Origin of the sequence: Thalassobaculum litoreum DSM 18839, from assembly GCF_900102465.1 — a bacterium.
Lineage (GTDB): Bacteria > Pseudomonadota > Alphaproteobacteria > Thalassobaculales > Thalassobaculaceae > Thalassobaculum > Thalassobaculum litoreum.
In genome coordinates this window covers 107,497-121,681 of record NZ_FNBW01000013.1, presented here as the reverse complement: position 1 = coordinate 121,681, position 14,185 = coordinate 107,497, and the positions used below count along the sequence as shown (strand labels likewise).

Genomic DNA, 14,185 nt, shown 5'->3' with positions numbered 1-14,185 from the left:
CCGGAGACCGTCATGACGGAAACCTGGGACGGCTCACGTCCGGCGACGGACATCTTCGCCTCGATCGCCGATCCGGTGGCCTGGTGGGCCGAGCGATATCCCGCCATCCCGGCCCTGGCCGAGGGCGAGCGGGTGATGAGCTACGGCGAGGCGGATGCGCGGTCGACCCGTCTGGCCGCCACCCTGGCGGAGCGGGGGCTGGCGGCCGGCGACCGGTTCTACATCGTCGGTGAGAACGGCTTCGCCACCGCTCTGTCGGTTCTGGCGGCGGCGAAGCTCGGCGCCTGGGCGATCCCGATCAATGCGCGGCTGTCCTCGGGCGAGATCGACGCCATCCGCGACCATGCCCGCCCGAAGCTGGCGCTGTATACGGACTCGGTCTCGGACGAGGCGACGGCCCATGGCGCGCGCCACGGAGCGGCGCCGGTGGCCGAGCTGGACGATCTCGGCGCCACCCTGGCGGCGTTCGGCGATGCCGACCCGGCGGTGGACGAGAGCGGCGAGGATCCGGCCGACCGGGTGGCGGTGATGATCTACACCTCCGGCACCACCGGGAAGCCGAAGGGCGTGATGCTGACCCATCGCAACCTGCTGTTCATCGGCGCCCGGTCTGGTGACTCCAGGCGGGTGACGCCGGGCGACCGGATCTACGGCGTGTTGCCGATCAGTCACGTGTTCGGCCTCGCATCGGTGTATCTGGGCAACATGTACATGGGCGGCCGGGTCGACCTGATTCCGCGTTTCTCGGCCGAGCATGCCCTGGCCGCGATCGAGGGCGGCGCGATCAGCCTGTTCAACGGCGTGCCCCAGATGTACGCACGAATCCTTGAGCTCACCACAATCCGTGGCCGAGCGCTGAACCCGGGACGCATCCGTTATCTGTCCTCCGGCGGTGCGCCGCTGGACCTGGGACTGAAGAGGCGGGTGGAGGCGGCCTTCGGGGTGCCGTTGCATAACGGCTACGGAATGACCGAGACCGCGCCGACCATCTCGGTGACCGATATCGACCGTCCGCGCGATGACGACACGGTCGGCGAGATCATTCCCGACGTCCAGGTGCGCATCGTCGGCGACGACGGCGGGGCCCTGCCGACGGACATGGTGGGCGAGATCCAGGTGTCCGGTCCGCTGGTGATGAAGGGCTATTACAAGGCACCCGGGGAAACGGCCGCCGTCCATGACGGGCTGTGGTTCAAGACCGGAGATCTCGGCCGGCTGAACGCCGACGGCCTGCTCTATGTGGTCGGCCGCCGCAAGGAGCTGATCATCCGCTCCGGCTTCAACGTCTACCCGCCGGAGGTGGAGGCGGCGATCACCCTGCATCCCGACGTCGGCCTGTGCGCCGTCGTCGGCCGCCCGGCCAGGGACGGCAACGAGGAAGTGGTGGCCTTCATCCAGCCGGTGCAGGGCCGCACCCCCAGCGCCGCGGACCTCGCGGCCTTCGTGGCCGACAAGCTGTCGGCCTACAAACGGCCTGGGCGCTGGGAGTTCCGAGACAGCCTGCCGGCGACGGCGGCGGGCAAGATTCTCAAGCACAAGCTGGATGGCTGACCGGCGGCTGATCGGCGGATACCACCTGTCGGCTGGCAACTGTGGCGGGTTTTCCACTTAAGCGGCCTGATTCTGTCGAATTCACGACAGTTCCGGGTCGGTGTGTCGATTTGTGGCAAATTGGTGTTTCAGGTTAGGGTAGCGTTTCGATAACGCGGAACCGGCGACCGGTGCCGCCGAACAGCCGGGACAACCGGCGAGTAGCCCGGGGGAGGGGAGCGCGACCTCCGACGGTCGAGCCGAAAGCCGTCCTGCCAGGCGTCGGCTCCAATCCCCCGTCGAAGACGTCCGTCCCGATTCGGGTTCGGGCTCGGTGCGACTGGGGGCCAAGGGGGGCTCGCGGCGCGCTGCAAAACCCAAACGAGAGGGAACTACATGTCCGACCACGCTGTGAAGCCGCCCGACGGGCCGGCGGATCTCATCGATACCGATTACGAAATCGGCCAGGACAACATTCAGAAACAGGTTGGGCCGTTCGGCCTGGACATCCATAATCCGGTGTTCCTGATCTCCGGGCTGGTGATCGTTGCCTTCACGTTTCTGACCCTGATCCTGCACGACCAAGCCGCTGCGGCGTTCGGCGCCCTGCGCGAGACACTGACCTCGACCTTCGACTGGTTCTTCATCGGAGCCGCGAACGTCTTCGTGATTCTTTGCGTCGTCCTGATCGTCACCCCGCTCGGCAAGGTGCGGCTCGGAGGGCGGGACGCGAAGCCCGACTACTCCTATAGCGGTTGGTTCGCGATGCTGTTCGCGGCCGGCATGGGCATCGGGCTGATGTTCTATGGCGTCTCAGAGCCGATCTCGCACTTCAACTCGTCGCTCGCGGAAGGGGCCGGCTCCCCGGAGAGCTGGGCGCCGTTGGCCGGTGCGGCTGGCGATGTGGAGGGCGCGAAGGCGCTTGGCATGGCGGCGACGATCTTCCACTGGGGGCTACACCCCTGGGCGATCTACGCGGTCGTCGCACTGGCCTTGGCCCTGTTCTCCTATAACAAGGGCCTGCCGCTGACGATCCGCAGCGTCTTCCATCCGATCTTCGGCGATGCGGTGTGGGGCTGGACCGGTCACGTCATCGATATCCTGGCGGTGTTCGCCACGCTGTTCGGCCTGGCCACCTCGCTCGGCCTCGGGGCGACCCAGGCCAATGCCGGTCTGGAGTTCCTGTTCGGGACGCCGGTGAGCGATGCCTCCCAGGTCCTGCTGATCTGCGGCATCACCGGCTTGGCGCTGCTTTCGGTACTGGCCGGTCTCGATGCCGGCGTGAAGCGCCTGTCCGAGATCAACATGGTCCTGGCCTTCCTGCTGCTGATGTTCATCATCATCGTCGGGCCGACCATGGCGATCGTGACCGGGTTCTTCTCGAACCTGTTGGCGTATCTCGAGTATCTGCCGGCGCTGTCCAACCCGATCGGCCGCACCGATGCGAATTTCAGCCAGGGCTGGACGTCGTTCTACTGGGCCTGGTGGATCTCCTGGTCGCCGTTCGTGGGCATGTTCATCGCCCGGGTGTCGCGGGGCCGCACGGTGCGGGAGTTCATCACCTGCGTGCTGCTGATCCCGTCGCTGGTGTCGGTGCTTTGGATGACGGCTTTCGGCGGCACGGCGATCAGCTTCGTCGAATCCGGCGTGGTGGCGATCGCCGATGCCGATCTGCCGGTGAAGCTGTTCGTGATGCTCGAGCAGATGCCGTTGGCGCAGATCACGTCCTTCATCGGCATCCTGCTGGTGATCGTGTTCTTCGTGACCTCGTCGGATTCCGGCTCTCTGGTGATCGACACGATCACCGCCGGGGGCAAGACCAACGCCCCGGTGTCGCAGCGGGTGTTCTGGGCCTGCTTCGAGGGGCTGGTGGCGATTGCGCTGCTGCTCGGCGGTGGCCTGACGGCCCTGCAGGCCATGGCGGTCTCGACCGGCTTTCCGTTCACCATCGTCCTGCTGCTGGCGTGCTACGCCATCGTGAAGGGGCTGATGAGCGAGCCGCGGTCGGATACGGCCTGAGGCCGGCGCCCATATCATTGAAAAGGGGAGGCCTCGGCCTCCCCTTTTTTTGTTCAGGGTCTGCTGGAAATGACCGGGGGCCGGTTTACCCCGGAGCCAACTTGCGGGTCAGCAGGCCGAAGCCGAGCCCGATCGCCGCGATGACGGCACCGGCAAGCACCGCGTCCCAATGGCCGATGCCCATGTCCTCGCTGCCGGGAAAGGCGAACAGTACGCCGCCGGCGAAGACGATCACGCGCACGGCCATGGCCATCGCCCCGTCGCCGAAGGTGCCGTAGCCGATCAGGTAGCCCTGGGTGGAGGAGGCGATCAGCAGTACCCCGGCCAGTGCACTCGCCAGCACGACGGCGATCTGCATCGGCGCCCCATTCAGGATCAATGCCGGCTCCAGCACGAAGAAGAACGGGATGAAGTAGATGATCGACCCGAGCCGCATGGCCGAGAATCCGGCCTGCATCGGCGTCGCCCCGGAGATCGTCGCCGCCGCGAAGGCACCGAGCGCCACCGGCGGTGTGATATACGACAGCATTCCCCAGTACAGGATGAACATGTGCACGGCCATCGGGTCCAGGCCCGCCGTCACGAGCGACGGAGCCAGCACGATGGCGAGGAACACATAGGCCGCGGTGACCGTCATCCCCATGCCGAGGATGAAGCTCGTCGCCGCGCCCATCAGCAGCAGGGCATAGACGTTGCCGCCGGCCAGCAGCACCAGGTCGGTGGCGATCGAGCCGACCAGGCCCGTCACCGAGAGGGCGCCGATGATCAGCCCGATGGCGCCCAGAATTGCCACGAGCTCGGCCAGCACCTGACCGGTCTCGTACAGGAAGTGCTTGAGATCGCTCCAGCCGAGCCGCTTTCCGAAGATCTGATTGGCGATCAGCAGCACCGCTGTCGCGTAGTACGGCGCCAGCGCCTCCTGCTTCATGTAGAGCAGGAGATAGACCAGCAGCACCAGCGCGAAGAGATAATGCCAGCCGCGCCGGAACACGGCGCCGAGCTTCGGCAACTCCTCGCGCGGCAGGCCCTTGAGACTCTTGCGGGCGGCATAGGCGTCGATCTGCAGGAACAGGCCGAGATAATAGAGCAGCGACGGTATCACCGCGGCGACGGCGATCTCGATGTAGGGGACGTTCAGGAACGAGGCCATGACGAAGGCCGTGGCCCCCATCACCGGCGGCATCAGCACGCCGCCCGTGGACGCGCAGGCCTCCACCGCGGCGGCGGTCTCCTTGCCGAAGCCCGTGCGCCGCATCGCCGGAATGGTGAGCCGGCCGGTGGTCAGAACGTTGGTGATCACCGAACCGCTCATCGAACCCAGCAGGCCGGATGAGAAGATCGCGACCTTCGCACCGCCGCCGCGCACGTTGCCGAGCAGGGCGAAGGCGAGGTCGATGAAGAAGCGTCCGGCGCCGGTATGCTGCAGGGCGACGCCGAAGATCACGAAGCCGATCACCAGCTTGCCGAAGGCCCGCATGGGAATGCCGAAGATCGCTTCCGACGAGAACAGGTAATACTGGCTGACCTCCCAGAGCGACTGCTGCGCGCCCTGAAGGGGGCCGGGCATCGATTCCGCGAAAGGCGGGTAGAACGAGAAGATCAGCACGATGATGGTGAGCGCGAGACCGCCGGTGCGGCGCACGGCCTCGATCATCAGCGCCCACAGCACGAAGCCGAGGATGCGGGCAGAGGCGGGCGCGAAATACTCCCAGCCGCCCTCGACCGCGGGCACCGCGATCCAGGCCAGGTAGCATCCCAGCACGAAGGTGCCGGCGAAGAGCGCGAGGTCGTAGATCGGTGGCGTCCGACGGTTCTTGTCGCTCGGGCGCATGGGGAACACCAGGAACACGATCGGCAGCAGCAGCGCCACCATCAGGTCCAGGTAGGACAGGTCCAGGATCACCCAGCCGACCATCGAGCCGATGTTGAACAGCTGGTAGATCGACAGCAGAACGGCGGCGGCTGTCATCGCCATGATCACCACGGTCCAGCCGGGCGTGAGAACGCGGTGACGGATGGTATCCGTCACCGCGTCACCCCCGGCGGAGGTGTTCATGATGGGCTCGCTCATCTGCGAGCCTTTCTCTGTAAGTTGCGCCCTAGATCAGCGGATCACCGGATCGAAGCCGGCGGCTTCGAGTGCGGCGACCCGGGCCTTGGCCCAGCCTTCGACGAAGGCGTCCTCATCGGACGGCGCGTCCTTGCTGTAGGAGGTCCAGGCATCGATCAGGACCTTCTGGCGGGCGACCAGCGTATCGTTGTGCGCCTGCATGGCGTCGGTCCACACGCCGGCACCCTTGAATGCCGCGATTGCGCCGTCGTGATACGGCACGGCCCATTCGAACGTCTGGTTGGCCAGCGCCCAGCCGGCGGCACCCGGCGCGCCGTCCTTGAACATGTCGTAGGTCTCGAGCATCGCCTCGGTGATCGATTGCGCCAGTTCATCGGTCATGTCCGAGCGCACGGTCAGAATCGGATACGGATAGGCCTGCCCGTCGATCCCTTCCTTAGGAATGTTCGTGCCGGCCGAGACCGTGTTCTTGGTGTAGTACGGGGCGACGGCCATCATCCGCTTCCAGCCTTCGGTATCGTCGAAGGGCAGGGCCGGCCAGACCAGGCCGCGAGGGCTTGACGCGACCGACTTGGTGGAGCCGGAGACCGTGATCGCGAAGGCGGCATCAACCTGGTCGTTGGTCATGCCTTCCCAGGACGCACCGAAGCCGGCGAACTCGACCTTGGTCACGTCGTCCCAGGTCAGCCCGGCAAAGGCCAGGATCGCGGTGACGTTATGGTTCAGGGCCGGAGCGCTCTTCACCCAGGCAACCCGTTTGCCTTTGAGATCCTTGTATTCCTTGACGCCGGTGTCCTCGGCGACGCCGACCATCAGGCCGGCACTGCCCTTGGATGACATGAGCAGGCGCAGGGGTTGCGGACCCCAATCCGGCTTGTCGAAGCCGAATACGGCTTCCTGGGCGAAGTAGGTGCCGACGCCGTTGGCGACCGCCTCGACCTTGCCGACCTGCAGCGGGCGCAGACGCGAGACGTCGTTCTTGCCCGGAAGAATCCGGAGATTGACGTCGTACTTCTCCTTGAATGCCTTGCCGATCGCAACCGACTGGGCATGCCCCGAGGAGCCTGTGTCGTAGGCGGTCCAGGTCAGGGTGCTGGGCAGTTTGGTTTCAGCGGCGGCCACACCGGCAAAGGTGAGGGCGGCAGCGCCAGCCATCGCGGCGACCGCGCGGGTCCGCAGTGAAATCTCCATCGTTTCCTCCGTCTGTTCTTTGATCGGGTCGGGTTGTTTCCCAACTCCTCCTCGGGGGAGTATGCCGATTGAGAGATGGTATACAAGCGCGCGCATAACAGGCGCCGATTCGGGAGGATGGGATGAACGAGAAGACGGTGATCACCTGCGCGCTCACAGGCGGTTTCGACACGGTGGACAAGAATCCCGCGGTTCCGGTCAGCCCGGAACAGCTCGCCACCTCCGCGCTGGAAGCGGAGCGGGCCGGTGCGGCGATCGCCCATATCCATGTGCGCGATCCGGCCACCGGCAAGCCGTCGATGGACCCGGCCCTGTACCGCGAGACGGTTGAGCGGATCCGCGACGCCGGCTCCAAGCTGGTCCTCAACCTGACCACCGGCCCCGGTGCGCGCTACATCCCGGGTACCCAGGACCCGATGGTGCCGGCCCCTGGCACCACGCTGAAATCGCCGCAGGAACGGGTCGACCACATCGACCAGCTCCGCCCGGAAGTGTGCACCCTGGACATCGCGACGATGAATTTCGGCGAGCACGTGTTCATGAACACACCCGCCCATCTGCGCGAGATGGCGGCCCGCATCCGCGACAGCGGCGTGAAGCCGGAACTGGAAGTGTTCGACGCCGGCCACGCCCGACTGGCGGCCCAACTGGTCAAGGAGGGGCTGGTCGACGCGCCGCCGATGTTCCAACTTTGTCTCGGCATCCCCTGGGGCGCGCCGGCAACGGCGGAGACCATGACCTATCTCGCCAGCCTGCTGCCGGACGGCGCGATCTGGTCCGGCTTCGGCATCAGCCGCATGCAGTTCCCGATGGCCGCCCAGGCGGTGATCCTGGGCGGCCATGTGCGGGTCGGGCTGGAGGACAATCTCTACCTCGACCGCGGCGTGCTGGCCCCGTCCAACGCGGCGCTGGTGGAGCGGGCGGTGACCATCGTCGAGGCGCTCGGCTCCAAGGTCGCCACGCCGGACGAGGCGCGGGAGATCTTCTCCATCAAGGGGCGGTGATCAGGAGGCCCGGGCACTCTCGGGCAGGCGGGCGATGACCTTGATCTCGAAATCGAAACCCGCCAGCCAGGTCACACCGACTGCCGTCCAAGTCGGGAAGGGTGCTTCGGGAAAGACGCGTGCCTTAGCGGCCATGACGTCGTCGAACTGCGTCTCCGGGTCGGTGTGGAACGTCGTCACGTCGATCACGTCGTCGAAGGTGCAGCCGGCGGCTTGCAATACGGCGCCGAGATTGTCGAAGGCCTGACGGAGTTGCTGTTTGAACTCCGGCTCGGGCGTGCCGTCCGACCGACTGCCGACCTGGCCGGAGACGAAGAGCAGATCTCCGGCTCGGATCGCGGCGGAATATCCGTGATTGTCGTACAGGGCGTGGCGACCGGCGGGGAAGATGGCATCGCGGGGCATGGCAGACGTCCTTTGCAAGGTGAAGGAAAGGCGTTCCCGGTGGCTTGGAATTTGGGATACGCTTCGTATGTGAATTGGTGATATACGTACCGTATGTCAATCGAAATACGCAGCGTATGTGAAAATGGAGGCACAGATCCGTGGCTACCCGTCGGATCGAGACGATGGAGAAGAATCGGGCGGCGCTGATTGCGGCGGCCCGCAAGGCCTTTGCCGAGAAGGGATACGCCGCCGCGTCGATGGACGATCTGACGGCGGCGGCGGGCCTGACGCGGGGCGCGCTCTATCACAATTTCGGTGATAAGCGCGGGCTGTTCGCGGCGGTGGTCAGCCAGATCGATACAGAGATGGCGACCCGGGCGAAGGACATAGGCGCCCGCGAGGCGACCGGGTGGAATGCGCTGCTCGCCGAGGCCGAAGCCTATATAGAGATGGCGCTCAACCCGGAGGTCCGGCGGATCGTCCTCCTCGACGGACCGGCGGTTTTGGGCGATCCCTCCCAGTGGCCGAGCCAGGACACGTGTCTGCAGGTGACACTGACGGCAGTGGAGCAGCTCATCGCCGAGGGCGTGATGAAACCCGTGGATCCGGAAGCGGCGGCCCGGCTCCTCAGTGGCGCTGCACTCAATGCGGCGCTGTGGATTGCGGCCAGCGAGGACCCGCCGGCAGTCCTGCCGCGAGCCGTCGACACGTTCCGCCACCTCGCCACCGGGCTGCTGGCCGATCCGACGTGAGGGCCGCGGGTGCGTTGACGGCTGCAGGGTGAATGCTGAATGCTCGCGCCAAACCGAATAGACGGCTCGTATGGCCGCCGCCCTGTTCGGGGGCGGATCTCCCCCACTGAAGGATAGTGATCATGAAAGCCTGGCAGATCGTTTCAGACGGCGGCGTCGACGCGCTCAACCTCGCCGACGTCGCCACGCCGGAGCCCGGCCCGGGCGAGGTGCGGGTGAAGATCGCCGCCTCTTCGATCAACTTCCGCGACCTGATGACGATCAAGGATCCCAAGGCCCGCAACCTGCCCTATCCGCGCATCCCGAATTCCGACGGCGCCGGCACGATCACCGCCGTCGGCGCGGGCGTGACCAAGCTCAAGGTGGGGGATCGGGTCGCCTCCTGCTTCTTCCAGGACTGGCCGGCCGGGCCGTGCTCGGTGGATGTGATGAACAGCGCGCTGGGCGGCGCCCTGGACGGGGTGCTGGCCGAAGAGGTGGTGCTGAAGGCCGGCGGCGTGATCCCGGTTCCGGCGCATTTCTCGCTGGAACAGGCGGCGACGCTGCCCTGCGCGGCGCTGACCGCCTGGCACGCCCTGGCCGAGGTCGCCGCGGTGAAGGCGGGCGAGACCGTGCTGCTGCTCGGTACCGGCGGGGTGTCGATCTTCGCGCTGCAGTTCGCCAAGATCATGGGCGCGCGGGTGATCCTGACGTCGTCCAGCGACGAGAAGCTGGAGCGGGCCAGGGCCATGGGCGCCGACGAGACGGTCAACTACCGCTCCACGCCGGACTGGCAGGACGCGGTGCTGGACCTGACCGGCGGTGTCGGCGCCGACACCACGGTGGAGGTCGGCGGGGCCGGCACCCTGGCGCGCTCGATCGCGGCGACCCGGGTCGGCGGGTCCATCGGCCTGATCGGCGTGCTGACCGGCGGCGAGATCAATCCCACCCTGATCATGCGCAAGTCCCTGAAGGTACAGGGCATCTATGTCGGATCGTCGAAGATGTTTGCCGACATGAACGCGGCGATCTCGCTGCACAGGCTGGAGCCGGTGATCGACCAGACCTTCGCCTTCGACGATGCGAAATCCGCCTATCGCGCCATGGAGGCGGCCGGTCATTTCGGCAAGATCGTCATCACCGCTTGAAACCCCGGTCAATTGACCGTCCCCCACCTGCATGGCACATCAAGGGTCGAAAAAAGACCCGCTCCCGGAGGAAACCATGACCGAGGCCTTCATCTGTGACGCCGTCCGCACGCCGATCGGGCGTTACGGCGGCGTGCTCGCCCAGGTTCGTACCGACGATCTGGCGACCGTCCCGCTGAAGGCCCTGATGGAGCGCAATCCGTCGGCGGATTGGGAAGCGCTGGACGAGGTGTTCTACGGCTGCGTCAATCAGGCCGGCGAGGACAACCGCAACGTCGCCCGCATGGCGCTGCTGCTGGCCGGCATCCCGGCCAGCGTGCCGGGCGTCACCGTGAACCGGCTCTGCGCCTCGGGGATGATGGCCGTCGCCGACGCGGCGCGGCAGATCAAGACGGGGGAGGGCGACTTCGCCATCGCCGGTGGGGTGGAGAGCATGACCCGCTCGCCTTTCGTGATGGCCAAGGCCGGCACCGCCTTCGCCCGCACCGCCGAGATGCACGACACCACCATCGGCTGGCGCTTCGTCAATCCGGAGATGGAGAAGCGCTTCGGCACCGACAGCATGCCGGAGACCGGCGAGAACGTGGCCGAGAAGTATCAGGTGCGCCGCGAGGACCAGGATCTCTTCGCCTATCACAGCCAGCGCAAGGCCGGTGAAGCCATCGCCCGCGGCCGGATGGCCAAGGAGATCGTCCCGGTCGAGATCAAGGGCCGCAAGGGCGACGTCACGGTGGTCGATACCGACGAGCATCCGCGCCCGGACACCACCCTGGAGAAGCTGGCCAAGCTCGGGACGCCGTTCCGCAAGGAAGGCGGCTCGGTGACCGCCGGCAATGCCAGCGGCGTCAACGACGGGTCGGCCGCCATGCTGATCGCCAGCGAGGCCGCCGCCAAGAAGCACGGCCTCACCCCGCGGGCCCGGATCATCGCCGCGGCGGCTGCCGGCGTGGAGCCGCGCATCATGGGCATCGGCCCGGCACCGGCGTCGCAGAAGGCTCTGCGCATCGCCGGTCTCTCCATCGACGACATGGACGTGATGGAGTTCAACGAGGCTTTCGCCAGCCAGGTGCTCGCCAGCATGCGTGAGCTCGGCCTGAAGGACGACGATCCCCGGGTGAACGTGAATGGCGGCGCCATCGCGCTGGGCCATCCGCTGGGCGCCAGCGGCACCCGGCTGATCCAGACCGCGACCGAGACGCTGGTGGAGACCGGCGGCCGCTATGCCCTGTGCACCATGTGCGTCGGCGTCGGCCAGGGTATGGCCGTGATCATCGAGAGGGTCTGACCGATGGTGGATGTGACCTCCCGCGACCTCGTCATCGGCGTCGTCGGCTGCGGCGCCATGGGCCAGGGCATCATCCAGGTTGCGCTCCAGGGCGGCATGAAGGTGGTCGCCCATGACGCCATGGTGGGCGGCGCCGAGGCCGGCGCGAAGAAGGTGATCGCCCGGCTCGACCGGCTGGTGGAGAAGGGCACGCTGGAGGCCGATGCCGCCGCCGCGATAAAGGACAAGCTGGTGGTCTCGAACGGCATCGAGGACCTCGCCCCCTGCGGCGTGGTCGTGGAAGCCGTGTTCGAGGACATCGAGGTCAAGCGCGACCTGTTCACCGCCATCGAAGGCGTGGTGGCCGAGGATGCGATCATCGCGTCGAACACCTCGTCCCTGCCGATCGGTTCGATCGCCCGGGTATGCAAGCATCCCGGCCGCATCGCCGGCCTGCATTTCTTCAATCCGGTGCCGCTGATGCGGCTGGTGGAGATCATCCAGGGTCCGGCGACCGACGACGCGGTGATCGAGAAGCTGGTCACCGTCGGCGAGCGCTTCGGCCGCACGCCGGTAGTGGTCAAGGACAGCCCCGGCTTCCTGGTCAACCTCGGCGGCCGGGCCTTCACCACCGAGGGCCTGCATCTGGAGCACGAGGCCGTCGCGACCCCGGCCCAGGTCGATGCGGTCATGCGCGACTGCGGCCATTTCCGCATGGGGCCGTTCCAGCTCATGGACCTGACCGGGATCGACGTGAACTATCCGGTCTCGATGATCGTGTTCGAGCAGTTCCTCAACGATCCGCGCCTGCGCACCACGCCGCTGCACCGCGCGCTGGCCGAGGCCGGGCGGTTCGGCCGCAAGACCGGCCAGGGCCATTTCCGCTACGACGACAAGGGCCAGGTGATCGACCCGCCGAGCCCCGACCACGTCACCGATGCGGCCCCCGCGACCACCGTCGCCGTCGCCACCGAAGGCGACGAGGCGCTGGCCGAACTGCTGGAACGCGCCGGGCTCAACGTGCGTAACGACGACGGCACGATGCCCGTCGTCGCCGCGCTGTACGGCGAGGACGCCACCGGCTTCGCCGCGCGCACCGGCACCGACCACACTCGCCTAGTGGCGATCGACACCACCGGCGACACCTCCAAGCGCATCACGCTGATGACCGCGCCGGCGGCCGATCCGGCGCATCGCGACGCGGTGGCGGCGGCGTTCGCGAAGGCCGGTGTCGCGCCGACGGTGATCCAGGACAGCCCCGGCTTCATCCTGCAGCGCATGCGGGCGATGATCGCCAATCTCGGCTGCGAGATGGCGCAGATCGCGCTGGCCACGCCGTCGGATATCGACACGGCGATGAAGCTCGGCCTGAACTACCCGCTCGGCCCGCTGGAGATCGCCGAGCAGATGGGGGTGAAGCGGACCTACGAGATCCTCTCGGCGATCCACGACGCGACCCGGGACCCGCGCTATCGTCCGTCCCTATGGCTGCGCCGCCGGGCGCTGCTGGGACTGGGAGCGCATCAGACGGCTTAGAGGCCGCCGAACACCCGAACGCCGGCCGCGTGTCCGCGCACGGAAACCTCGCCCAGATCCCGAAGGCCGCCGGCACCCCCGGCGGCCTTCGCCGTCTCGGCGCTGACCATCAGCCGGGTGTCGTGCTCCTTGTTGAGTTCCTCCAGCCGGGCGGCAACGTTCACCGTGTCGCCGTAGACCGTGTAGGTCTGGCGCTCCCGGCTACCGGCGATGCCGGCAACGACCTCGCCGGTATGGACGCCGATGCGGATGGCGATGCGCTCGCCGTTGAAGGTCTCCGTCTCGATCGCCGCCAGCAGCGCGGTCGCGGTTTCCAGCGCCGCCGCCGCGTGGTCCGGCACGTCGGCCGGCGCGTTGAAGGCGATCAGCAGGCCGTCGCCCTGAAAGTTGACGATCACCCCGCCGCGCTGGGCGGCGATGGCGCCGACCCGCTCGAAATAGGTGTTCAGCAGGGCCAGCACCACGTCCGGCGTCCGGCTTTCCGACAGGGTGGTGAACCCTTCGATGTCGGTGAACAGCACCGTCGCCTCGCGCTTGCTCGGCTCCAGGGTGGCGTCGCTCTCGGCCAGTCGGGCGACCACCTCCGGCGGGGCGAAGCGGCCGAACAGGCCGGTGATCCGCTGTCGCCCGGTTTCCGAGCGGATCCAGAGCGCCACCACCCGACGCGCCCGGTGCACGGCGAAGGCCATCAGCGCGGTCAGGATGAGGATCGCGATGGACTCCTCCACCCGTCCGCCGGTGTTGACGAAATCCGGGTTCAGCAGCAGCTCGCTATAGGAATGGGGCGCGCCGAGATCGCTCCATTGCAGCGGGTTCTCCAGGCTCGCCGTGATCCAGTAGAACGCCGCCGCCCAGGTCGCCACGATGGCGCCGCCGCACCACAGGATGAGCTTCGGCGACAGGGACAGCGCGGCTGCCCCGAGGACCGGCAGGAAATAGTGGATGCCGTAGGACCGGAAGGCGAAGTGCTGGGGTACCGCCTCGCTGAGGCTGAGCGGCAGGAAGACGAAGATCGCGCCGACCATCAGGATGTCGGCGGTGAAGATCAGGTAGCGGTAGATCGGATGGTCGTGTTCCGAGCCGATCAGCCGCCGGTAGCCGAGTCCGGCCAGCGCGGACAGGGCCATCAGGGCGCTGATCAGGATCGCCTGGGTGGAGAAGATCAGCGGCCAGGCGGCGGCGATGGCGAGCGCGATGCCGCGTCCCAGCATCGCCAGGCGCAGCCCCTGGTTGGCCGCCTGACGCAGCCGCTCGCCCCCCACACCCTCGTCGCGCGATTTCATGGCGGTGAGCCTATAGCGCTT

The 14,185-nt window shown here is 67.1% G+C and carries 11 protein-coding genes; 7 read left to right on the top strand and 4 right to left on the bottom strand.

Translation table 11 applies throughout. The annotated features are described in order from the left end of the window. The first annotated feature begins 12 nt into the window (after window positions 1-12). Both BLS34_RS19440 and BLS34_RS19435 read left to right on the top strand, forming a co-directional pair. Window positions 13-1,551: a class I adenylate-forming enzyme family protein gene (locus BLS34_RS19440; RefSeq protein ID WP_093152983.1), complete on the top strand. Its 1,539-nt coding sequence runs from the start codon at window positions 13-15 to the stop codon at window positions 1,549-1,551. Between the two features lie 375 nt (window positions 1,552-1,926). Beyond that, window positions 1,927-3,549, top strand: coding sequence for a BCCT family transporter (locus tag BLS34_RS19435; RefSeq protein WP_028795061.1), 1,623 nt, complete (start codon window positions 1,927-1,929; stop codon window positions 3,547-3,549). A gap of 85 nt (window positions 3,550-3,634) precedes the next feature. Here BLS34_RS19435 and BLS34_RS19430 read toward each other — a convergent pair whose 3' ends face one another. Next, window positions 3,635-5,620, bottom strand: coding sequence for a TRAP transporter permease (locus BLS34_RS19430; protein ID WP_028795060.1), 1,986 nt, complete (start codon window positions 5,618-5,620; stop codon window positions 3,635-3,637). Window positions 5,621-5,653: 33 nt separating this feature from the next. Next, the gene (locus BLS34_RS19425) at window positions 5,654-6,811 is read right to left on the bottom strand and encodes a TAXI family TRAP transporter solute-binding subunit (protein ID WP_093152980.1); all 1,158 of its coding nucleotides are present in this window, start codon (window positions 6,809-6,811) and stop codon (window positions 5,654-5,656) included. Window positions 6,812-6,933: 122 nt separating this feature from the next. Between BLS34_RS19425 and BLS34_RS19420 the strand changes: the two genes are divergently transcribed. Beyond that, entirely contained in the window at window positions 6,934-7,815 is an 882-nt protein-coding gene (locus BLS34_RS19420; RefSeq protein ID WP_028795058.1) for a beta-keto acid cleavage family enzyme, read from the top strand. On the opposite strand, the gene BLS34_RS19415 is transcribed toward BLS34_RS19420, so the two are convergent. Next, window positions 7,816-8,220, bottom strand: coding sequence for a RidA family protein (locus BLS34_RS19415; RefSeq protein ID WP_093152976.1), 405 nt, complete (start codon window positions 8,218-8,220; stop codon window positions 7,816-7,818). Between the two features lie 140 nt (window positions 8,221-8,360). Here BLS34_RS19415 and BLS34_RS19410 point away from each other — a divergent pair, with 140 nt between their 5' ends. The 4 genes from BLS34_RS19410 (at window position 8,361) to BLS34_RS19395 (ending at window position 12,881) form a co-directional block, all read left to right on the top strand. Next, entirely contained in the window at window positions 8,361-8,954 is a 594-nt protein-coding gene (locus tag BLS34_RS19410) for a TetR/AcrR family transcriptional regulator (RefSeq protein ID WP_093152971.1), read from the top strand. A gap of 122 nt (window positions 8,955-9,076) precedes the next feature. Continuing rightward, a complete protein-coding gene (locus BLS34_RS19405) occupies window positions 9,077-10,081 on the top strand; it encodes a zinc-dependent alcohol dehydrogenase family protein (protein WP_028795055.1) in 1,005 nt (334 codons plus the stop codon). A gap of 76 nt (window positions 10,082-10,157) precedes the next feature. Next, a complete protein-coding gene (pcaF, locus tag BLS34_RS19400; RefSeq protein WP_028795054.1) occupies window positions 10,158-11,366 on the top strand; it encodes a 3-oxoadipyl-CoA thiolase in 1,209 nt (402 codons plus the stop codon). 3 nt (window positions 11,367-11,369) lie between these two features. Next, window positions 11,370-12,881, top strand: a complete 1,512-nt coding sequence (locus BLS34_RS19395; protein WP_093152968.1) for a 3-hydroxyacyl-CoA dehydrogenase — start codon at window positions 11,370-11,372, stop codon at window positions 12,879-12,881. Here BLS34_RS19395 and BLS34_RS19390 read toward each other — a convergent pair. Next, entirely contained in the window at window positions 12,878-14,164 is a 1,287-nt protein-coding gene (locus BLS34_RS19390; protein WP_093152966.1) for an adenylate/guanylate cyclase domain-containing protein, read from the bottom strand. The genes BLS34_RS19395 and BLS34_RS19390 overlap by 4 nt on opposite strands. Between the last annotated feature and the right edge of the window lie 21 nt (window positions 14,165-14,185).